This is a genomic window from Amycolatopsis sp. NPDC089917 (assembly GCF_040684635.1).
Lineage (GTDB): Bacteria > Actinomycetota > Actinomycetes > Mycobacteriales > Pseudonocardiaceae > Amycolatopsis.
Genome location: NZ_JBFBGL010000027.1, coordinates 20,728 through 42,387, shown reverse-complemented (window position 1 = coordinate 42,387; position 21,660 = coordinate 20,728). Strand labels below are relative to the sequence as shown.

The following is a 21,660-nucleotide window of genomic DNA, read 5'->3' as shown; positions in this document are numbered from 1 at the left end:
CAACCACACCCTAGCGTCCACAACCCTTGTTCGGGCAATTTGGTTTCCTACAAAGTGGCTTTCGCGACACCCAGGGGTCAGCCGCCGGCCGGCAGCCCCGCCCGCGCTTCCTGCGAGGTCAGCGGCCGTAGCGACAGCGTGTACTCGTACGTCCGGTCCTGCTGGACCTGACTGCGTTCCCGCACCGGATTGGGTGTGTCCCCGACCCCGGTCACCGCGTGGCTCGCGTGCAGCGTGAACCAGCCCTTGTTGCGCTGCAACTGGAACGGGTAGGCCGCCCGGTCGAGATCGTCGAACGGGGTCACGCTGACGTCGTTCGCTCCCCCGACCAGCAGCCCACCGGTCCGGCCGTCGGTGAGCAGCGCCCATCGGCTGTCGGTGTGGTTGCCGTGGTCCTGCGGCCGGTGGTACTCGACGTACTGCTCGTCCACCGTGCTGGACTGGACGCCGATCGGCGTGCCGTCCTTGCGGTCGACGTAGCTCTCGGCCTTCCGCCCGTACCAGGCGAAGCGGTCGTACCGATCCGGCACGGCCAGCGAGACGCCGATCCGGGGCAGGTACGGCAGGGTGCGCACACTCCCCTGCGGCACCACGCGGTTCCCGAGGCTCAGCGTCCCCGTCCGGTCGACGGCGTAGGTCATCGTCTGGTCGAACCACGCCCCGGTGACGTCCGGCGCAGCGACCCGGCTGTCCACGATCACCTTCACCCCGCGCGAGCCGTCCTTCTCGACCCGGACACCCGTGACCGCGGTCTTCAACCGGTCCAGACCCGCCTTGCGCCAGTCCTCACCTTCGGCCCGGCCCCAGGCGAACGTCTCGTTGCTGATCGGCGCCCGCCACGCGTCGAGCTTGGGCCCGCCGCTGAGCAGTTCCTTGCCCTGGTGCCGGATCGAGGTCAGCGCACCGGTGGCCTTGTCCACCTTGTACGTGACTCCGGCCGCCGAGGCGGTCACCGCGGCCGCGTCCTCGACGACGTCGACGGACTTCCCGCCGAGCGGCGTCCGGTCCAGGCCCGGAATCCTCCTGCCGCCCAAGGAGAACTGGTCGTGCGCCAGGACATGCCCCTTCGCGAGCATGGGCTCTCCCTGGGTCGTCACGGCCTCGACGGTCAGGAATCGTTCGCGGTCAGCCGGGTTCGACGGCGCAGGCAAGGAGATCCGCCCGGTCGATCCGGCGGCGACCCGCAGCGGTTGTTCGCCGCGGGCGACGATCCGTGAGCCTTCCTGGATCCGCCACCGCAGGTTCAGCTCGTCGGTGCCCTTGAACTGCCGCTCGTTGGTCACCGACAACGCTCCGCCCGAGTAGGCGAACCGCAAGGGCTGGTGCGCCCACGCCATCTGCGCGGTCTCCGGCTGCGCCGAGCGGTCCGAGCCGATCAGACCGTCCACTCCGGACAGACTGGAACCGTAGGACAGGTGACTCCCCCGGTCGGCGACGCTGTCGAAGTCCAGCGCCAGGACCGCGCCACTCACCGGGGTGGCACCGGACAGGTCCGCGGCGGACAGCGGCTTGTCGTAGATGCGGACGTCGTCGACGGCGCCGCGTCCCATCCAGCCGATGCTCGACGGGTCGTTCCACGACGTCTCGAAGTCGCGGCCGATGTTGACCTCCGCCGAGGAAGAGTCGATCGCGCCGGTGAACGGCTTGCTCCCGATCTCCTTGCCGTCGAGGTAGAGCCGCAGGGCCGTGCCATCGTACGTACCGCTCACGCGGTGCCAGTTGCCGTAGAAGTCGGACGGCACCTTGGCCTGGACCGCCTGCCACGTTCCACTGTGGATGAAGAACTCCAGGGTGTCCTGCGTCTTCATCTTGAGCGCGTACTGGTGGTCGCCCTTGCCGAGGATGCGGAAATCCCCGGTCCATTTCCCCGGCTTCACCCAGGCGTCGAGGGTCAGCGCCTTGCCGGTGATGTCGAGTTTCCGGTCGCGGTAGACCTCGACGAAGTCGTCCAATCCGGACAGTTCCAGCGCTTTGCCGCGATGACCGTCGACCAGGTCCGGCTTGCCGGTCACGTGCGCCGAGATGTCGTTGCCGGACGAGTCCGGGGTGGTCCGGATCCGTTGGCGGATGTTCTGTTCCGCCCAGTCCCAGATGAACCCGCCCTGGGTCTGCGGGTTCGCCCGGATGGTGTCCCAGAACTCCCGGAAGTTCCCGAGACTGTTGCCCATCGCGTGGGCGTACTCGCCGAAGATCAGCGGTTTCGTCGTGCTCTTCGCCTGTTCGGCGAACTTCTCGGGAGACGGGTACCGCGGGCCCCAGACGTCGGCGAAGGGCGCGTCGCCGTCGGGGCTGTTGGACTGGTGGTAGATCGGCCGGGTCGGCTCGTTCGCCTTCAGCCATTCCGCCAGAGCGAAGTGATGCGCGCCGAGACCGGCTTCGTTGCCGGTGTCCCAGAGGAAGACGCTCGGATGGTTCTTGTCCCGTTCGACCATGCCGATCATGCGGTCGAAGAAGGCGTCCCGCCAGGCCGGATCGTTCGCTTGGCAGTAGCTCGCGCAGTTCTCGTGGTTGTGGGTCTCGATGTCGATCTCGTCGTCGATCCAGAGCCCGTTCCGGTCGGCCAGCTCGTAGAAGTACGGGTCCGACGGGTAATGCGACGTGCGGACGGCGTTGACGTTGAGCTGCTTCATCAGCGCGACGTCGCGTTCCTGCGCGGCGCGAGGCACGTGCCTGCCGTGGTCGGGGTCGGTCTCCGCGCGGTTGACGCCCTTGAACAGCACGCGCTTCCCGTTGACCAGCAGCTGTTTGTCGCGGATCTCGATCTCGCGGAACCCGACCGTCTCGCTGGTGATGTGCGTGACGCGGCCGTCGGGCGCGGTCAACGTGAGGACGGCCGTGTAGAGGTTCGGTGTCTCGTCGGTCCACTTCGCCGGGTCGCGGACCGGCAGGCTCAACGACGTCTTACCGCCGGCGTCGACCTCCCCGCTCGTGGTCCCGACCTCCTTGCCCGCTTTGTCGCGCAGGCTCAGCCCGACCCGGTGCCTGCCCGTCGTCCCTCCGGGTTTGGCGGCGACCTCGACGGCCGCCTTGAGGGTGGCGTCGGTGTAGGTCGTGTCGAGGTCGGTCGTCAGCCCGACGTCCTGGATGAACGTCCCCGGCGCGGAGTGCAGGGTCACCGAGCGGAAGATGCCCGAGTACCGCCACTGGTCGACGTCCTCCAGGTACGCGCCCGCGCTCCAGCGGTGCACCTGCACGGCGATCCGGTTCGGGCCCGGTCGCAGCACGGACGACAGATCGAACTCCGCCGGGGTGTAGCCGCCCTGGTCGTAGCCGACGTACTGCCCGTTGACCCAGACGAAGTAGGCCGACGTCACCCCGTCGAACCGGAGGAACGTCCGGCGCTTCGTCCAGTCCCCCGGCAGGTCGAAGTCGCGGACGTAGGCGCCGGTCGGGTTCACGTCACGCGGGACGCGCGGCGGGTCGTCGGGCTGGATCTCCGTGGCGATGTTGCGGAAGATCGGGTGGTCCAGGCCGTCCGTCTGCCAGGTGTGCGGCACGGACACCTCACGCCAGCTCGACGCGTCGTACCCGTCGTCGTGGAATCCCGCCGGGACCTGCGACGGGTTGTCCGCCATCGCGATCCGCCATTTGCCGTCCAGCGACCGGGTATACGGACTCCGCTCGTCTCCGCGAGCGGCGGCGGAGACGTCGGCGTACGGGCGCAGGAAGGCGTGCGGTGGTTCCTGTCCTTCCGAAACCTTCCGTGGATCGTCGAGGTAGGACTGGACGTCACCGGGCGGTCCCCCGGCCGCGGCGGGTGATCCGGCCGCGACCAGGGAACCGGCGAGAACCGCCAGGACCAGGACCATGGGGCGTAAGCGCAGCACTGCGTTCGACCTCCCAGGGAGTTCAGCTGAGCAGGAAGCTGACAACGTTGACGATCTCGCACCACGACCCCGGGACGGAAGACCAAGGTCCTTCCAAGGTCGTAGGCCGAACAGGTGGCGGAGTCAGGCGGCGGCCCGGGCGCGCCGCTTGGTCCAGATGTCGTAGGCGACGGCGGCCAGCAGCACGAACCCCTTGACGAGGTTCACGCTCTCGGTCGGCGCGCCGATGAGGGACATGCCGTTGTTGATGACGCCCATGATCAGGCCGCCGGTGATCGCGCCGACCACCTTGCCGACCCCGCCCTGGACGGCGGCGCCGCCGATGAAGGCCGCGGCGATCGCGTCGAGCTCGAACATGGTGCCCGCGGTCGGCCCCGCCTGGTTGAGCCGTCCGGCGACGATGACGCCGGCGATCGCGGACAGCACGCCCATGTTGACGAAGATCCAGAACGTCACCGCCTTGACCTTCACCCCGGACAGCGTGGCCGCCTGGAGGTTCCCGCCGATGGCGTAGATGTGACGGCCGAACACCGCTCGCGTCGTCACCAGCGAATACCCGATCACCAGCACGGACAGCAGGATCAGCACCCACGGCAGGTTCTTGTACCGCGCCAGCTGGACCACCACGAACAGCACGACGGCGGCCGCCGCGGCGATCTTCAGCAGGAACATCGGGAACGGGTCGACTTCCTGCAGGTAGTTCAGGCGGGCCGTCCGCTTGCGCCACTGGGAGAGGATCGCGCCGCCGATCGCCAGGACGCCGACCAGCAGGCTGACCAGGTCCGCGCCGCCGAGCGGGCCGAGTCCGATGTTGCCGAGGTATCCGCCGGTGAACCCGTTCGCCAGCGTCCGCACGGCGTCCGGGAACGGGCCGATCCCCTGGTTGCCCAGCACGGTGAGGGTGAGCGCCCGGAAGATCAGCATCCCGGCGAGCGTCACGATGAACGCGGGGATCCCGAAGTAGGCGACCCAATATCCCTGCCACGCGCCGATCACCGCCCCGACGGCGAGGGTGATGAGCAGCGCGAGCGGCCACGCCATCCCGGCGTTCACCATCAGCACGGCCGAGATCGCGCCGGTCAGCGCCACCACCGAACCCGCCGACAGGTCGATGTGACCGGCGATGATGATCAGGATCATGCCGATCGCGAGGATCAGCACGTACGAGTTCTGCACGATCAGGTTCGAGATGTTCTGCGGTTCCAGCAGCGCGCCGCCGGTGAGGATCGAGAACAGCACGACGATCAGCGCGAAGGCGACGTAGATCCCGCTCTGGCGCGGGTTGAACGAGATACGCCGCGGCGCGCGGGGCGGAGCGGCGTCCTTCGGATCCGGGGCGACGGTGATCGCGTCCGCGGAGGCGGTACTCATGACTTACTCCTGTTCCCTGGTCATCGCGCGCATGAGGACCTCCTGCGTCGCCTCGGCCCGGCCGACCTCGCCGGTGATCCGGCCCGCCGACAACGCGTAGATCCGGTCGCACAGGCCGATGAGCTCCGGCAGCTCCGACGAGATGACCAGCACGGCCTTCCCCTCGTCGGCGAGCCGGTTGATGATCGTGTAGATCTCGTATTTCGCGCCGACGTCGATGCCGCGGGTCGGCTCGTCGAGGATCAGCACGTCCGGATCGGTCAAGATCCACTTGGACAGCACGACCTTTTGCTGGTTGCCGCCGGACAGCGTGCCCGTCACGCTCTTCACATCCGGCGCCTTGATGTTCATGCTCTTGCGGAATTCCTCGGCGACGCGGTGTTCCTCGTTCTCGTCCACCCAGCCCCGCCGGGCGAGTTTGCCGAGCGCGGCGCCGGAGACGTTGCGCTGGATGTCCTCGATGAGGTTGAGCCCGTACCGCTTGCGGTCCTCGGTGGCGTACGCGAGACCGTGCGCCACCGCCTCGCTCACTGTCCGAGCCTCGATCTCCTCGCCGTCCTTGACCAGACGGCCGGAGATGTCCCTGCCGTACGAACGGCCGAACACGCTCATCGCGAGTTCGGTCCGTCCGGCGCCCATCAGTCCCGCCAGTCCGACGATCTCGCCGCGCCGCAAGGTGAGACTCGCGCCGTCGACGACCACCCGGCCATGCTGGGTGGGGCTGTGCACAGTCCAGTCCTCGATCCGGAGCACCTCGTCGCCGATCCGCGGTTCCCTCGGCGGGAAAAGGTTCTCGAGCTTCCGCCCGACCATCCCGGCGATGATCCGGTCCTCGGTGACCGTGGCGGCGTCCAGCGTCTCGATCGTCCTCCCGTCACGCAGGATGGTGATCGAGTCGGCGATCGCGGCGATCTCGTTCAGCTTGTGCGAGATCAGGACGCAGGTGACACCGTCGTCACGGAGGCCGCGCAGCAGTTCGAGCAGATGCGCCGAATCGTCGTCGTTGAGCGCGGCGGTCGGCTCGTCGAGGATCAGCAGCTTGACCTCTTTGGACAGTGCCTTGGCGATCTCGACCAGCTGCTGTTTGCCGACGCCGATGTCGAGCATCGGCGTCACCGGGTTCTCCCGCAGGCCGACACGCCGCATCAGCTCACCCGCCCGCTGGTTGGTCCGGTTCCAGTCGATCAGGCCCCCGCGCGCCTTCTCGTTGCCGAGGAAGATGTTCTCCGCGATGGACAGCTGCCGGCACAGCGCGAGTTCCTGATGGATGATCACGATGCCGCGGCGTTCGCTGTCCCGGATCGCGGAGAACGCGCACGGCTCGCCGTCGAAGACGATCTCGCCGTCGTACGTGCCGTGCGCGTAGACGCCCGAGAGCACCTTCATCAGCGTGGACTTGCCCGCGCCGTTCTCGCCGCAGATCGCGTGGATCTCGCCCCGGCGCACCGACAGGTCGACGTCCTGCAGCGCCTTGACGCCGGGGAAGGTTTTGGTGATCCCCCGCATCCGAAGGATTTCGTCGGTCACGTCGGTTACCTCAGCTGTTCCGCTTTGTAGTAACCGGAGTCGACGAGTTCCTTCTGGTAGTTCCCCTTGTTGAGGATCACCGACTCCAGCAGGAACGCCGGGACGACCTTCTGACCGTTGTCGTAATCGGTCGTGTTGTTCGTCTCCGCCTTGCCGCCCTTGAGTACCGCGTCGGCCATCTTGACCGTGGTGTCGGCGAGCTTGCGGGTGTCCTTGAAGATGGTCGAGTACTGCTCGTCGGCGATGATGGACTTCACCGACGCGACCTCGGCGTCCTGCCCGGTCACGACCGGGTACGGCTGCCCCGGGGTGCCGTACCCGTTGCTCTTGAGCGCCGAGAGGATCCCGATCGAAAGCCCGTCGTACGGCGAAAGCACGCCCTGCACCTTGGCGCCGGAGCTGTAGGTCTTGGTCAGCAGGTCTTCCATGCGCCGCTGCGCGGTCGCGGCCTGCCAGCGCAGGATCGCCGCGACGTTGAACGCGGTCTGGCCGCTCTTGACGACCAGCGTCCCGTTGTCCAGGTACGGCTTCAGCACCGACATGGCGCCGTTGAAGAAGAAGGTCGCGTTGTTGTCGTCCGGCGAACCCGCGAACAGCTCGACGTTCAGCGGTCCCTTGGCCTCGCCCGGCGAGCCGTCGGCCTTGAGCACCTTCAGTCCGACGAGCAGTGACATCGCCTGCTGCACGCCGACCTTGAAGTTGTCGAAGGTCGCGTAGTAGTCGACGTTGGGCGTGTTGCGGATCAGCCGGTCGTAGGCGATGACCGGGATCTTCTTGTCCGCGGCCTCCTGCAGCTGGGTGGTGATCGCGGTGCCGTCGATCGAGGCGATCACCAGCAGCTTCGCGCCCTTGGTGATCTGGTTCTCGATCTGGTTGACCTGGGTGGGGATGTCGTCCTCGGCGTACTGCAGGTCGACCTTGTAGCCCAGCTTCTCCAGCGCCGCCTTGATGTTGTCGCCGTCGTGGATCCAGCGCTCGGACGACTTGGTCGGCATGGTGACACCGACGAGACCACCGGCGGCCCCGCTCGCCGCCTGTTGTTCGCCGGTCTTCTCACTCGAGCCGCAGGCCGTGAGCGCCAGGCCGGCGGTGATGGCCAGCGCGGCCAGTTTGGTGAACTTCATTGTTCCTTCTCTCCGGTGGGGACCGATCTAGAAACCCTGTGCGAGCCGGTGGTACGCCTGGTTCCAGCGCAGCCGGTCCGAGATCGACTCCGGCGTCGTCGCGTGGTCGATCATCAGCAGCTCGACGTCGAGCATCGTGGCGAGATCGCGGATCGCCTCCGCGCCGACGGCCTGGGTGAGCACCGTGTGGTGCGGACCGCCCGCGGTGATCCAGGCCTCGGCGGAGGTCGCCAGCGACGGCGACGGCTTCCACACCGCGCGCGCGACCGGCAGGTTCGGCAGCGGCTCGTACGGCCCGACGACCTCGACCTCGTTGGCCACCAGGCGGAACCGGTCGCCGAGGTCGGCCATGCCGATCACCACGGCGTCGCCGGGAGCAGCGTCGAAGACCAGCCGGACCGGGTCCTCGCGGCCGCCGATGCCGAGCGGGTGGATCTCGCAGGACGGGCGCGCGGCGGCGATGCTCGGGCAGACTTCGAGCATGTGCGCGCCGAGGATCTTCGGCTCGCCGGGGCCGAAGTGGTAGGTGTAGTCCTCCATGAAGGACGTTCCGCGTTCGGAATCGCGGCCCATCGCCTTCACCGCGGTCAGCAGCGCGGAGGTCTTCCAGTCCCCCTCGCCGCCGAAGCCGTAGCCGTCGGCCATCAGGCGCTGGACGGCGAGCCCCGGCAGCTGCCGCAGGCCGCCGAGGTCCTCGAAGTTCGTGGTGAACGCGCAGAATCCGCCCTGGTGGAGGAAAGCGCGGAGACCGTGTTCGATCCTCGCCGCGTACCTGAGCGACTCGTGCCGTTCGCCGCCCTTGGCCAGTTCCGGCGCGAGCGTGTACGCGTCGGCGTACTCGTCGACCAGCCTGCCGACCTCGTCGTCCGGTGCCGCGTCGACGAGGGAGACGAGTTCGTTGACGCCGTAGGTGTTCACCGAGACGCCGAGCTTCAGCTCCGCTTCGACCTTGTCCCCGTCGGTGACGGCGACGTCGCGCATGTTGTCGCCGAAACGCGCGAGCTTGAGCGTGCCGAGCGTCTGCCGTCCGACGGCGGCGCGCACCCAAGCGTCGATCCGGGTCGCGACCGCCGGATCCGCCGCGTGCCCGGCGATGGTCTTGCGTGCCACGCCGAGCCGCGTCTGGATGTAGCCGAACTCGCGGTCTCCGTGCGCGGCCTGGTTCAGGTTCATGAAGTCCATGTCGATGGACCGCCACGGCAGCGCCTCGTTCAGCTGCGTGTGCAGATGCAGCAACGGCTTCCGCAGCGCGTCCAGCCCGGTGATCCACATCTTGGCGGGCGAGAAGGTGTGCATCCACGCGATCACGCCGACGCAGGCGTCGTCCGCGTTCGCTTCGAGCATCACGCGCCGGATCGCCGACGGTTCGGTGAGCACCGGCTTCGCGACGAGCTCGGCCGAGATCCGGCCGGTGTCGGCCAGCATCCGCTGGATCTGCAGGGACTGGCCCGCGACCTGTTCCAAGGTCTCTTCGCCGTAGAGCGCCTGGCTCCCGGTAAGGAACCAGATCTCGGTCTTCCGCTGTGCGCTCACTTCTCTCCCTGCCCGTAGACGTTCTGGTAGCGCACGTAGAGCCGGTCGATGTCCTTTTCGGACAGTGGCTCCGGTCTCCCGAGCGCGGAGGCGATGTGGACGGTCTTGGCGACGTCCTCGACCATCACCGCGGCCTTGACCGCGTCCCTGGCGGTCCGGCCGACGGTGAACGGGCCGTGATTGCGCATCAGGACGGCGGGCGACCGGCTGGATCGGAGGGTCTCGACGATCCCGCGGCCGATCGAGTCGTCGCCGATCAGCGCGAACGGCCCGACCGGGATCTCCCCGCCGAACTCGTCGGCGATCATCGTGAGCACGCACGGGATCGCTTCCCCGCGCGCCGCCCACGCGGTCGCGTAGGTCGAATGCGTGTGGACGACGCCGCCGACCTCGGGCATGTGCCGGTACACGTAGGCGTGCGCGGCGGTGTCCGACGAAGGCGAGAGCTCTCCGTGGACGACCTCGCCGTACAGGTCGGTGACGACCATCGTTTCGGCGTTCAGCGCGTCGTAGGACACCCCGGACGGCTTGATCACCATCAGGTCGCGGCCGGGGACACGGGCCGACACGTTGCCCGCGGTCCAGATGACCAGCTCGTACCTCGTCAGCTCGCCGTGCAGCCGGGCGACGGTGTCCCGCAGCTCTTCGAAGGTGTCCGTGATCTCCACGGCGAGGCTCATCGGTGCAGTCCTTTCCGGACCGAACGCCGCCGGGCGGCGAGGCGGTGCATGACGTCGTTGGCGCCGCGGCCGAAGTAGTCGTGCAGCGCGGCGTACTCGGTGTAGAGGTCGTCGTAGGCCTTGACGTTCTCGGCGATCGGCCGGTAAACGGCGCGGCGCACCGAACCCATCGTGGCCGCGGCGGCCGGGACATCCGGATACGCGCCCGCGGCGACGGCGGCATGGATCGCCGAGCCGAGCGCGGGACTCTGCGCGGATCCCGCCACCGAGAGCGGCAGGTTCGTGACGTCGGCGTAGATCTGCATCAGCAGGGGGTTCTTGACCAGGCCGCCGGCGACGATCAGTTCCGTCACCGGGACACCCGACCGTTCGAAGGTCTCGATGATCGTCCTGGTGCCGAAGGCCGTCGCTTCCAGAAGGGCCCGGTAGGTGTCCTCCGCGCGGGTCGCGAGCGTCTGCCCGACGACGGCACCGGACAGGTCGTGGTCGACGAGCACCGAACGATTGCCGCTGTGCCAGTCCAGGGCGACGAGACCGTGTTCCCCGATCTCCTGCACGGCCGCCAGCCTGGTGAGCAGCTCGTGCACGGAGATCCCCGCCTCGCGCGCGTCGTCCACATAGGACGCCGGGACGGCGTGCTCGACGAACCAGGCGAAGATGTCGCCGACGCCGCTCTGCCCTGCCTCGTACCCCCACTGCCCGGAGACGATCCCGCCGTCGACGACACCGCACATCCCGGGGACCTCGCGTAGTTCGGCGCCGTTCATCACGTGACAGGTGGAGGTGCCCATGATCGCGACCATCCGCCCCGGCGCGACGGCCTGGACCGCCGGGGCGGTGACGTGCGCGTCGACGTTCCCGACCGCGACCGCGATCCCTTCGGGCAACCCTGTCCACCCGGCGGCCTGCGCGCTCAGGGTTCCCGCCTTGTCCCCGAGTGCGCCCAGCGGATGCGCCAGTTTTTCGTCCACAAAGGACTCGAAGCCGGGAGCCAGTTCCTCCAGGAAACTCGTGTCCGGGTAGCGGCTGTCCTGGAGGATCCCCTTGTATCCTGCGGTGCAGGCGTTGCGGACATAGGTTCCGGTGAGCTGCCAGACGATCCAGTCGGCGAGTTCGACCCAGTGCCGCATCCGCGCGTAGACCTCGGGTGCTTCCTCGAAGACCTCCAGAGCCTTGGCGAACTCCCATTCCGACGAGATCAAGCCGCCGTAGCGCGGCAGCCACGACTCCTCGCGCTTCCTCGCCAGTGCGGTGATCCGGTCCGCCTGCGGCTGCGCGGCATGATGCCGCCACAGCTTGACGTAGGCGTGCGGTTCGCCGGCGAACTCGGGCAGTTCGCACAGCGGGACCCCGTCCGCGGTGGTCGGCACCATGGTGCACGCGGTGAAATCGGTCCCTATGCCGATCACGTCGGCGGGATCGGCATCGGCCGCGCGGAGCGCTTCCGGCACGGCCGTGCGAAGGACGTCGATGTAGTCCGACGGCATCTGCAGCGCCCAGTCCGGCGGCAGTCCCCGGCCGGTCTCCGGCAGGATCCGGTCGATCACGCCGTGGCGGTACTCCGAGACCGCGCCGCCCAGCTCGGCACCGTCGCGCACCCGGACGACGACGGCGCGGCCGGACAACGTCCCGAAGTCGACGCCGACGACGAGCGGTTCCCCTGAACTCACTTCTTCTCCTGAGATGTTAGCGTTAACATTCTGCGGTGAAACGCCCGTCCGGGCAGGCGGCGGGCTTACGAAATGCCCGTGCTCTCCCGCACGATCAACTCGGGGACCACCAGGTCACGGGCTCGTTCTTCGCCACCGTTCATCCGGCGGCGGAGCAGGTCGAACGTACGCCTGCCGACTTCGACGAAGTCCTGGCGCACCGTCGTCAGCGGCGGTGTGTAATAGGCCGCCTCGGGCACGTCGTCGAATCCGACGACGCGCATCTCCCCCGGCACGTTCACCCCGGCCTCGGTGCAGGCGCGGAGAAAGCCGAGGGCCATCTGATCGTTGGCCACGAAAACCGCGTCCAGTCCCTTTTCCCCGACGAGGGATCGCCCCGCCGCGTACCCGGACCGCGCGCTCCAGTCGCCCCGGATCACGGGCGGGACCCGGGCGCCGTGCCGCTCCAGGGTCTCCCGCCAGCCACGCTCACGGTCGAGCCCTTCGAGCCAGTCTTCGGGTCCGGCCACATGCCAGACGGTCTTGTGCCCGAGCCCGAGAAGGTGCTCGGTCGCGCGCCGCGCGCCGTCGTACTGGTCCACGGAGATCACCGGCACCGGCGCCTCTTCCCCACCACCGACCGCGACGAGCGGCATGTCGCCGGGCGCGGCCTCCAGCGCGCGTCCCGCGGTGACGTGCGGCGCGATCACGACGATCCCCTCGACGGCCTGGCGCCGCAGGCGCTCCACCGCGTCGGCGATGGACGACCGGCCCGGACGGCTGATGCTCGTTATCGTCGTCGCGTAGCCGGCCTCGCGGGCGGCGTGCTCGATCCCGCTCAGAGTGCTGGCCGGACCGTAGAGGTTGACCTCCAGCGCGACCACGCCGAGCGTGCCCGAACGGCCGGTGACCAGCGCGCGGGCGACCGAGTTCGGCCGGTAGTCCAGTTGCTCGATGGCGGTGTTGACGCGGACCCGCGTCTCGGCGCGGACCGGTCCGGTGCCGTTGATGACCCGCGAGACCGTCATATGCGAAACGCCCGCGAGCGCGGCCACGTCGGTGAGACTGGCCTGCTTCCCCTCGGCGGTTTCGCGCGCCATCGCTTGTCTCCCAGTGCCGGTACCGTCTGACGAGTGCCGCAAGTGTTAGCGATAACACGACCCGGGGTCAAGCGCTCCCCGAGTCACAGTCGGGTCACGGCCACCCGGCTCAGCTGGAGGCGCGATGCGTGAGCGAGACCGGCAAGATCCGCTGGCGAGGCTTGAGATCCCGGTCATCCATCACCGCGAGCAGCGTCTCGACCATCGCGTGGACCTGTTCCCGAGGATCCTGGTGCACCGACGTCAGCGGCGGGTCCATCTCCGGCGCCAGTGTCGCGTTGTCGTCGAAGCTGACGACGGCGACGTCCGAAGGGATCCGCCGTCCGGCGGAATGCAGGGTGCGAAGCGCGCCGAGGGCCATCATGTCGCTGGCCACGAAGACGGCGTCGAGATCGGGTCGTCGCGCGAGCAGGTTCGACATCGCCTTCGCCCCGCCGGTCAGGGTGAAGTCGCCCTCTTCGGCCAGGTCCGCCGGGTCGAGGCCGGCGTCGAGCAGGGTCTTGCGCCAGCCGGAAAGCCGGTCGATCGCCGCGCTCTGGTCCTGCGGGCCGGCGATCGTGGCGATTCGGCGGTGTCCCGACTCGACCAGATGCGCGACAGCCAGCTTCGCGCCGCCCTCGTTGTCGAAGTCGACGACGTGGACACCGCGTTTGAGCCCAGCCGCCTGCCCGCCGTACACGACCGGGATCCTCAACTGCCGCAACGCTTTCGGCAGCGGATCGGTCCGGTGCGGCGCGAACACCAGCACGCCGTCGACGTGCCCGCCGTCCAGGAACCGGACCGTGCGGTCGAGGTCCTCGCGGGTGTCGCTGAAGATCAAGACCATCTGGCAGCCGATGTCGGCGAGTTCGCGATAGCCCGCGCGCATGACCGCGGTGCGGTACGGGTCGTCGAGCAGCCGCGCCTCCGGCTCCGACAGCACGACCGCGACCGCGCCGGTCCGCCTGGTCACCAGGGACCGGGCCGCCTGGTTCGGGGAGTAGCCGAGTTCGCGCGCGGCGACCTGGACCTTCTCCCGCGAACGCGCGCTGACGTAGCCGTCGTCGTTCAGCGCCCGGGACGCCGTCGACCGGCTGACCCCGGCGGACGCGGCGACGTCTTCCAGCGTCGGCCTGCCGTCTTCCTCTGGTCGAGCCCCCACCCGCGTCACCTTCACCCTTCAGCGTCATCCGGACACCGACAGCCTAGTGTCCGGCGGCCGTTCGCACTGAGAGCGCTCCCGTGTCGGAAACACTCTCATTACAAGCCCTTGACATGACCTCGGCCTTGGCGACAAACTCTGCGCATTCCTGGGAGCGCTCCCAGTTTTTGGTCACGCGGCGACGTTCCCTCCCATCGGCAAGGGGTTTTGACGTGAAGAGCATCCGGAACGGCCTGGTGCTGGCACTGGGTATCACGATGACGTTCGGCCTGGCGGCGTGCGGCGGTGACGACGGCGGGACACCCGCCGCGTCGGACCCGAACGCGAAGGTCGAACTGTCGCTGGCGACGTTCACCGAGTTCGGCTATGAGGAACTCATCCCCGAATACGAGCGGCTGCACCCGAACATCAAGATCACCCACCGGAAGACCGGCCAGGGCGGGCCGTACCACCAGGACCTGATCACGAAACTGGCGGCGGGCTCCGGCCTCGCCGACGTCACCGCGGTCGAGGAAGGGCATCTGTCGAACGTCCTCGACAAGGGCTCGAAGTTCAACGATCTGCCCAAGATCGGCCCGGCGGACGCCTCCCCCGACCGCTGGCTCGGCTGGAAGTACGACGCGGCGAAGACCAAGGACGGCAAGGTCATCGGCTACGGCACGGACATCGGCCCGCTGGCCATGTGCTACCGCAAGGACATGCTGGAGGCGGCGGGTCTGCCGACCGATCCCGAAGCCGTCAAACCGCTGTTCGCGACCTGGGACAGCTACTTCGCCGCGGGCGACCAGTACGTCGCCAAGACCGGCGCGAAGGCGTGGTTCGACTCGGCGGCGCAGAACTTCAACGCCATGGTCAACCAGCTTCCCACCGGGTACATCGGATCCGACGACAAGCCGACGCTGGAGTCGAACCAGGGCATCAAGGACGCCTGGACCAAGGTGACCGGCGCTGTCGCGAAGGGACAGTCGGCCAAGCTGACCGCGTTCAGCAACGAATGGAACTCCGGGTTCAAGCAGGGCGCCTTCGCCACGAAGGTGTGCCCCGCCTGGATGCTCGGCGTGATCGAGGAGCACTCCGGTCCGGAGAACGCCGGCAAGTGGGCGGTCACCGCGGCCTTCCCCGGTGGCGGCGGGAACTGGGGCGGTTCATACCTGACCGTGCCCACGCAGTCGAAGCACCCGAAAGAGGCGGCCGAACTCGCCGCCTGGCTGACCGCGCCCGAGCAGCAGATCAAGGCGTTCCAGGCGAAGGGCACCTTCCCGAGCCAGGTCAAGGCGCTGGAGGACCCGGTGTTGCTGAGCGAGACCGACGCCTACTTCGGCGGGGCGAAGATCGGCCAGTTGTTCGCCGAGCAGGCCAAGAAGGTCACCATGCCGCAGTACAAGGGCCCCGGCGACGGCCAGATCCAGGAGAACGCGTCGAGCCCGGCGCTCCAGGCCGTCGAACAGGGCAAGGCGGCGGACGAGGGCTGGACGCAACTGCTCGACGCCGCGAAGAAGATCACGCGCTGACCGATGACAGTCGTCGACAAGATCACGCCGGACGCGGGAACGGCCGGGGCGCGCACGTCGCTCCGGCCCACCCTCCGCCATCGGCTCAGCCGCTGGGACGTCAAGGTCTCGCCGTACCTCTACATCGCCCCGTTCTTCGTCGTCTTCGGGATCGTCGGGCTGTTCCCGCTGCTGTACACGGCGTACGTGTCGCTGTTCAGCTGGGAAGCGGGTGACGACGATCCGGACTTCATCGGGCTGGACAACTTCAAGGAACTGTTCGCCGACACGCAGTTCTGGAACGCGCTCGAGAACACCGTCAGCATCTTCCTGCTCTCCAGCGTTCCCCAGCTGATCATCGCGGTGCTCCTGGCGGCGCTGCTCAGCGCGAGGCTGCGCGGGGCGACCGGCTGGCGAGTCGGGGTCCTGCTCCCCTACGCCGCCAGCCTGGTGGCACTCGGGATCATCTTCGCGAACCTGTTCGGGCCGAAGTACGGCCTGGTCAACGGCCTGCTGCAGACCATCGGGCTGGATCCGGTCGACTGGCAGGCGGGCCGGTTCAGCAGCCATGTCGCGATCGCGATCATGGTGAACTGGCGCTGGACGGGCTACAACGCGCTGATCGTCCTGGCGGCGATGCAGGCCATCCCGAAGGAACTGCACGAGGCCGCCCTCATCGACGGCGCGGGCACAGCTCGCCGGTTCTTCCACATCACCCTGCCGTTGCTGAAGCCGACGCTGATCTTCGTCACGATCACCTCGACGATCGGCGGCCTGCAGATCTTCACCGAGCCCAAACTGTTCGACGCCATGCCGGGGTCGAACAACGGCGGCTCGTCCAACCAGTTCCAGACCGTGACGCTGTACCTGTACCAAACCGCGTTCGAAAACTACGAACTCGGCTACGCCTCGGCGATCGCCTGGGTGCTGTTCCTGATCATCGTGGTGATCGCGCTGGTCAACTTCTTCCTCACCGGCAGGCTCGCGGCGGTGAAGAGGAAATGACCACACTCAAACCGAAGGTCTCGGCGCTGGGCAAACCGCGTCGAGCGACCTACATCGTGCTCGCGATCTTCGTGCTGGGCTCGCTTTTCCCGTTCTACTGGTCGTTCCTGGTGGCGAGCCGGGACAGCGGGATGCTCACCGAGCGGGTCCCGCCGTTCCTGCCGGGCGGGAACTTCTTCGCCAACGCGGCGCGCGTGTTCGACACGGTGCCGTTCTGGAAGGCGCTCGGGAACAGCCTGATCGTGTCCGGCACGGTCACGATCACCACGGTACTGTTCTCGGCGCTGGCCGGGTTCGCGTTCGCCAAACTACGGTTCCGCGGCCGGAACGGTCTGTTCGTGTTCATCGTCGTCACCCTCGCCGTGCCGACCCAGCTCGGCATCATCCCGCTGTTCATGGCGATGTCGGAGTTCGGCTGGGCGGGTGGGCTGCAGTCGGTGATCGTGCCCAACCTGGTGACCGCGTTCGGTGTCTTCTGGATGCGTCAGTACACAGTGGACGCCGTGCCGTACGAACTGATCGAGGCGGCGCGGGTCGACGGGTGCAGCATGATCCGGATCTTCTGGAACGTCTGCCTGCCCGCGGTGCGCCCGGCCGCGGCGATCCTGGCGATGTTCACGTTCATGACGTCCTGGAACGACTTCCTCTGGCCGCTCGTCGTGCTGGACGCCGGCAACCCCACCGTCCAGCTGGCCCTGGAGAAGCTCCAGAGCGGCTATTACGTCGACTATTCGCTCGTGCTGGCCGGGACCACCCTGGCGACCATCCCGATCCTCATCGTCTTCCTCCTGCTCGGCCGCCAGATCGTGGCCGGGATCATGCAAGGTGCCGTGAAAGGGTGATCATGTCCGCTCATCCCGACAGTGTCCGGGCGAAGACCGCGCCGCTGTTCCCGCCCGGATTCGTGTGGGGCGCCGCCACCGCGGCCTTCCAGGTCGAAGGCGCCACGGCCGCCGACGGCCGCACCGACTCGATCTGGGACGTCTTCGCCCGCCGCCCCGGCGCCGTCGTCGGCGGGGACACCGGCGAACCGGGCGCCGACCATTACCGGCGCTACGCCGAAGACGTCGACCTGATGCGGCGGCTCGGGCTCGGGGCGTACCGGTTCTCCCTCTCGTGGCCGCGGATCCGGCCCGACGGCGGCGAGCCGAATCCCGCTGGGCTCGCGTTCTACGACCGGCTGGTCGACAGGCTGCTCGAAGCCGGTGTCGAACCCTGGGCGACGCTGTATCACTGGGATCTCCCCCAGACGCTGGAGGACGAGGGCGGCTGGGCCACGCGCGAGACCGCCTTCCGGTTCGCCGAGTACGCCGAAACGATCGTGACGCGACTGGGCGACCGGGTCACGCGCTGGTCGACCCTGAACGAGCCGTGGTGTGCCGCGATGCTCGGCTACGCGCGCGGGATCCACGCTCCCGGCAGGCAGGAACCCCGGGCAGCCCTCGCGGCCGCGCACCACCTCCTGCTGGGACACGGGCTGGCGATGGACGTCCTGCGGCGGCACGCGCCGACGTCGTCGTCAGGGGTGACCTTGAACCTGTACCCGGTGTCGGCCGTGGATCCGTCGTCCACTGTGGACGCCGAGGCCGCGTGCCGGGTCGACGGGCTGCAGAACCGGCTCTTCCTCGACCCCGTCCTCCGCGGCTCTTATCCCGCGGATCTGCACCCCGACCTGGCACCGTTGGGGTTCGACGAGCTCGTCAGGGACGGCGATCTCGCGATCATCGCCGCCCCGATCGACTGGCTGGGCATCAACTACTACCGCGGCTACCAGGTCGCGGGCACTCCCCTGCCCGGCAGCGAACCGGCGGGCGCCGACTGGCTCGGTGTCCCCGACGTCCATTTCGTGCCCGACGAGGCGGCGCCGCGCACCGACTCGGGCTGGGAGGTCCAGCCTTCGCGGCTCACCGAATGCCTCCTGCGCGTCCACCGCGAGTATCGGCCGATCCCGTTGTACATCACCGAGAACGGCGCGTCCTACCCGGACGTCGTCGTCGGCGGGGACATCGCGGACACGGACCGGATCACTTTCCTCGACTCGCATCTGCGTGCCGCGTACGAGGCGATAGAGGCCGGCGTCGACCTGCGCGGGTACTTCTACTGGTCGCTGCTCGACAACTTCGAGTGGGCCGAGGGATACGCGAAGCGGTTCGGCCTCGTGCACGTCGACTACGCGACTCAGCGACGGACGCCGAAGCAGAGCGCGCTGTGGTACGCGAGGGCGATCAGCCTGAACGGGCTGAGCTGACGACTACCGGCGCGAGCTCGCAGCGGACTTGGCCTCGGCAGTCGCGAGGCCAGCGGTCTTCCGGTCCTGACCGTCGTCCCCGGCAGCGCGGGCGGCGCGGAAGTCGTTCACGCAACCCTGTACATCCGCGACGGAGGAGCAGTTGTCGGGCCGGTTACCACTCACGACGGCCCCGTTCGCCAGCGTGGCATGCCCGCCGAGGGTGTAGCTGCCTCCACCGGCGCTGGCTTCGGGAAACGGGTGGGAGCCGGCCTCGGGCTCGCCCGCGGCGTTGTCGCCGATCTTCCCGCCGTCGAGCGTGAGGATGTCGGCGAACACGCTCAGCCCGGCGACGCCGCCGACACCACCGCGACCCGCGACGTTACCGATGACCGAGGTGCCGGCGATGACCGGATTCAGTGGCACGCCCAGCCTGGCCGCCAGGAACACGCCGGCGCCCGTACCACCGTGACCGCCGCCTCCGGCCTTACCGCGTTCGGCCTTACCGCGCCGCCAGGCCCGCCGGCACCGGCGCTGTTGCCCGCACCGGCACTGGCGGCGGCGGAGGTATCGGCACCGGGAGCGCCCGAGCCGGCGATGTTGCCGGTGATGACGTTGTCGCTGATGGTCAACGGCCCCGGTTCCCGATGCCGCCACCGTCGGGAGCGTGGCCGCCGGTGATCGTGACCTTGTCGAGTGTCAGATCACCCCAGTTGGAAATGATCCGGAACAATTCGCCGCCGGCGAAAGTGTGTCCGGCGTCGGCGTCGGCGACCGCTTGGATCAGCGCTCCGGCGTCACAGGGAACTGCGATTCAGCGACTTGCGCCGGCGGAGCGACCAGGGCGAACGTCCCCATCGCGGTCACCGCGGGGGATCCGGGCGTCATCGAAAAACCTTTCAGGTCAAGGAAATGGGCGATGACGGGTCGCGTGATCTCCCAGTCGCGGAAACCGTCACCTGACGAACATCAGAAGTGCCACCCACATCCCTCAATGACTATGATCCACGTCACCATTGCCGATCATCGGGAATCGTCGCGAGCAATCGAATTCGGGCTGGAATTCGTATCCGAAGACTCCGTGTTTTCGCCTTAACGGAGCCAAGCCGAGGGATTGCGGTGGCCCCGCCCCACCCGGTCTTGTTATGGTGGACTCGCAGCCGATCAACGAACATGGAGACCAGACGTGGCAGGTGAAGACGACATCTCCGGGTGAGCCGGAGTTGCCAGGTCACCGGCGCTGACGCCGAGGTGGCCTCTTTTGTCGTCCCCTCAAGCCACGTCCATCGCGGTGCTGCTTCGTTGCGCCCGCTGTCTTTACGAGGTCATTTCCATGTCAGACGCCTTCGTCGTCGTGTCCGCCTTGTCCTTCGCCTGGCCGGATGACACCCAGGTCTTCGACGACCTGTCCTTCACCGTGCCCGGTGGCCGCACCGGGCTGGTCGCTCCCAACGGGGCGGGCAAGAGCACACTTCTCAAGCTGATCGCCGGTGAGCTGCGGCCGACCTCCGGGACCGTCTCCGCCCAGGGAGTGCTCGGCTACCTGCCGCAATCCCTGCCGCTCACCGCCGAGCTGAACGTGGCCGAGGTTCTCGGTATCGCGCCGCAGCTCTCGGCCCTGAGCGCCATCGAGTCCGGCGACGCGAGCGAGGGGCACTTCACCACCATCGGCAACGACTGGGACATCGAGGAACGCACCCGCGCCCAGCTCGACCGGCTCGGTCTCGACGGCATCTCGCTGGACCGGAGCCTGCGCACGTTGAGCGGCGGGCAGATCATCTCGCTCGGCCTGGCCGCGCAGCTGCTGAAACGACCCGACATCCTGCTGCTGGACGAGCCGACGAACAACCTCGACCTCGACGCCCGCCGCAAGCTTTACGGGGTGCTCGAAGACTGGTCGGGCTGTCTCCTGCTGGTGAGTCACGACCGGGAGCTGCTCGACCGGATGGACCGGATCGCCGAACTCGACCGCGGCGATCTCCGGTATCACGGTGGCAACTTCACCCAGTACGAAGCGGCGGTCAAGGCCGAGCGAGAGGTGGCCGAGCGCAACGTCCGCAGCGCGGAGCAAGAGGTCAAACGCGAGAAACGGGAGATGCAGCAGGCCCGCGAGCGTGCCGCGCGACGAGCGGGCAACGCGGCCCGCAACCTCGGCAACGCGGGACTGCCGAAGATCTTCGCCGGCACCATGAAACGCAACGCCCAGGAATCCGCGGGCAAGGCGAACGAAACGCACGCCGCGCGGGTGAGCGACGCGAAGAACCGCCTCGACGAGGCCGAACGCTCCCTTCGCGACGATCAGAAGATCGCGCTGATCCTGCCGGGCACCAACGCCCCGGCCGGACGCACGATGTTCCACGGCGAGCACCTCCAGGTGCGCTACGGCGACCGGAACGTCTTCGCGGGCGACGGCATCGACCTCACGATCCGCGGCCCCGAGCGGATCGCGCTGATCGGCGGCAACGGCAGCGGCAAGTCGACGCTCCTGCGAGTGCTCAACGGCGACCTTTCCGCCGACGGCGGCGTGATCAAACGCGCCGAAGGCCGGATCGCGTACCTGTCGCAACGACTCGACCTGCTGGATCTCGACCGGACCATCGCCGAGAACTTCGCGACGTTCGCTCCGAGCCTTCCGGAGTCGCAACGGATGACGCTGCTCGCCCGCTTCCTGTTCCGAGGCGCGCGAAGCCAGCTTCCCGTCGGCGTGCTCTCCGGAGGCGAGCGACTGCGGGCAACCCTGGCCTGCGTGCTGTTCGCGGAACCGGCACCGCAGTTGCTGTTGCTGGACGAACCGACGAACAACCTCGACCTGGTGAGTGTCGGGCAGCTGGAGAGTGCTTTGGGCGCTTACCAGGGAGCTTTCGTGGTGGTGAGCCATGATGAGCGGTTTTTGGCGGAGATCAAGGTGGATCGGCGGATTCGGTTGACCGATGGGGCTCTCGTGGAGTCCTGATCCGTGAAGGTCCTTTCCTTGCTTTGCCACCAG

16 protein-coding genes are annotated in these 21,660 nt (G+C 68.1%); 6 read left to right on the top strand and 10 right to left on the bottom strand.

Features of this window, described 5'->3' with window-relative positions:
* Nucleotides 1-77: 77 nt before the first annotated feature.
* From AB0N89_RS20630 to AB0N89_RS20590, 9 genes are all read right to left on the bottom strand, one after another.
* The gene (locus AB0N89_RS20630) at nucleotides 78-3,827 is read right to left on the bottom strand and encodes a glycoside hydrolase family 2 TIM barrel-domain containing protein (protein WP_364206695.1); all 3,750 of its coding nucleotides are present in this window, start codon (nucleotides 3,825-3,827) and stop codon (nucleotides 78-80) included.
* A gap of 123 nt (nucleotides 3,828-3,950) precedes the next feature.
* Entirely contained in the window at nucleotides 3,951-5,198 is a 1,248-nt protein-coding gene (mmsB, locus tag AB0N89_RS20625) for a multiple monosaccharide ABC transporter permease (protein WP_364206693.1), read from the bottom strand.
* A 3-nt stretch (nucleotides 5,199-5,201) separates the two neighbouring features.
* Nucleotides 5,202-6,725, bottom strand: coding sequence for a multiple monosaccharide ABC transporter ATP-binding protein (gene mmsA, locus AB0N89_RS20620; protein WP_364206691.1), 1,524 nt, complete (start codon nucleotides 6,723-6,725; stop codon nucleotides 5,202-5,204).
* Between the two features lie 5 nt (nucleotides 6,726-6,730).
* Nucleotides 6,731-7,849 carry a multiple monosaccharide ABC transporter substrate-binding protein gene (gene chvE, locus AB0N89_RS20615; protein WP_364206689.1) on the bottom strand — a complete coding sequence of 373 codons (1,119 nt, stop codon included), beginning with the start codon at nucleotides 7,847-7,849 and terminating at the stop codon, nucleotides 6,731-6,733.
* 27 nt (nucleotides 7,850-7,876) lie between these two features.
* The gene (gene araA, locus AB0N89_RS20610) at nucleotides 7,877-9,382 is read right to left on the bottom strand and encodes an L-arabinose isomerase (RefSeq protein WP_364206688.1); all 1,506 of its coding nucleotides are present in this window, start codon (nucleotides 9,380-9,382) and stop codon (nucleotides 7,877-7,879) included.
* The gene (locus AB0N89_RS20605) at nucleotides 9,379-10,062 is read right to left on the bottom strand and encodes an L-ribulose-5-phosphate 4-epimerase (protein WP_364206686.1); all 684 of its coding nucleotides are present in this window, start codon (nucleotides 10,060-10,062) and stop codon (nucleotides 9,379-9,381) included. Before AB0N89_RS20605 ends, araA begins: the two co-directional genes overlap by 4 nt.
* A complete protein-coding gene (gene araB, locus AB0N89_RS20600) occupies nucleotides 10,059-11,732 on the bottom strand; it encodes a ribulokinase (RefSeq protein ID WP_364206684.1) in 1,674 nt (557 codons plus the stop codon). Before araB ends, AB0N89_RS20605 begins: the two co-directional genes overlap by 4 nt.
* A 65-nt stretch (nucleotides 11,733-11,797) precedes the next feature.
* A complete protein-coding gene (locus tag AB0N89_RS20595) occupies nucleotides 11,798-12,811 on the bottom strand; it encodes a LacI family DNA-binding transcriptional regulator (protein WP_364206682.1) in 1,014 nt (337 codons plus the stop codon).
* Nucleotides 12,812-12,920: 109 nt separating this feature from the next.
* The gene (locus AB0N89_RS20590) at nucleotides 12,921-13,967 is read right to left on the bottom strand and encodes a LacI family DNA-binding transcriptional regulator (protein WP_364206680.1); all 1,047 of its coding nucleotides are present in this window, start codon (nucleotides 13,965-13,967) and stop codon (nucleotides 12,921-12,923) included.
* A gap of 197 nt (nucleotides 13,968-14,164) precedes the next feature.
* On the opposite strand from AB0N89_RS20590, the gene AB0N89_RS20585 reads away from it, so the two are divergent.
* Genes AB0N89_RS20585 through AB0N89_RS20570 form a run of 4 tightly spaced genes read left to right on the top strand, consistent with a single transcriptional unit; the run spans nucleotide 14,165 to nucleotide 18,695 of the window.
* The gene (locus tag AB0N89_RS20585; protein WP_364206678.1) at nucleotides 14,165-15,463 is read left to right on the top strand and encodes an extracellular solute-binding protein; all 1,299 of its coding nucleotides are present in this window, start codon (nucleotides 14,165-14,167) and stop codon (nucleotides 15,461-15,463) included.
* Nucleotides 15,464-15,466: 3 nt separating this feature from the next.
* Entirely contained in the window at nucleotides 15,467-16,447 is a 981-nt protein-coding gene (locus AB0N89_RS20580; protein ID WP_364206676.1) for a sugar ABC transporter permease, read from the top strand.
* On the top strand, nucleotides 16,444-17,289 hold the full coding sequence (locus AB0N89_RS20575; RefSeq protein ID WP_364206674.1) for a carbohydrate ABC transporter permease: 846 nt from the start codon (nucleotides 16,444-16,446) through the stop codon (nucleotides 17,287-17,289). Before AB0N89_RS20580 ends, AB0N89_RS20575 begins: the two co-directional genes overlap by 4 nt.
* Nucleotides 17,290-17,291: 2 nt before the next feature.
* A complete protein-coding gene (locus tag AB0N89_RS20570; protein WP_364206672.1) occupies nucleotides 17,292-18,695 on the top strand; it encodes a GH1 family beta-glucosidase in 1,404 nt (467 codons plus the stop codon).
* A 3-nt stretch (nucleotides 18,696-18,698) separates the two neighbouring features.
* Here the strand turns inward: AB0N89_RS20570 and AB0N89_RS20565 are convergent, their stop codons facing one another.
* Nucleotides 18,699-19,124, bottom strand: coding sequence for a hypothetical protein (locus AB0N89_RS20565; protein ID WP_364206670.1), 426 nt, complete (start codon nucleotides 19,122-19,124; stop codon nucleotides 18,699-18,701).
* Nucleotides 19,125-19,341: 217 nt separating this feature from the next.
* On the opposite strand from AB0N89_RS20565, the gene AB0N89_RS20560 reads away from it, so the two are divergent.
* Both AB0N89_RS20560 and abc-f read left to right on the top strand, forming a co-directional pair.
* On the top strand, nucleotides 19,342-19,770 hold the full coding sequence (locus AB0N89_RS20560) for a hypothetical protein (protein WP_364206668.1): 429 nt from the start codon (nucleotides 19,342-19,344) through the stop codon (nucleotides 19,768-19,770).
* A 237-nt stretch (nucleotides 19,771-20,007) separates the two neighbouring features.
* Nucleotides 20,008-21,627, top strand: coding sequence for a ribosomal protection-like ABC-F family protein (gene abc-f, locus AB0N89_RS20555; RefSeq protein ID WP_364206666.1), 1,620 nt, complete (start codon nucleotides 20,008-20,010; stop codon nucleotides 21,625-21,627).
* Nucleotides 21,628-21,660 lie beyond the last annotated feature (33 nt).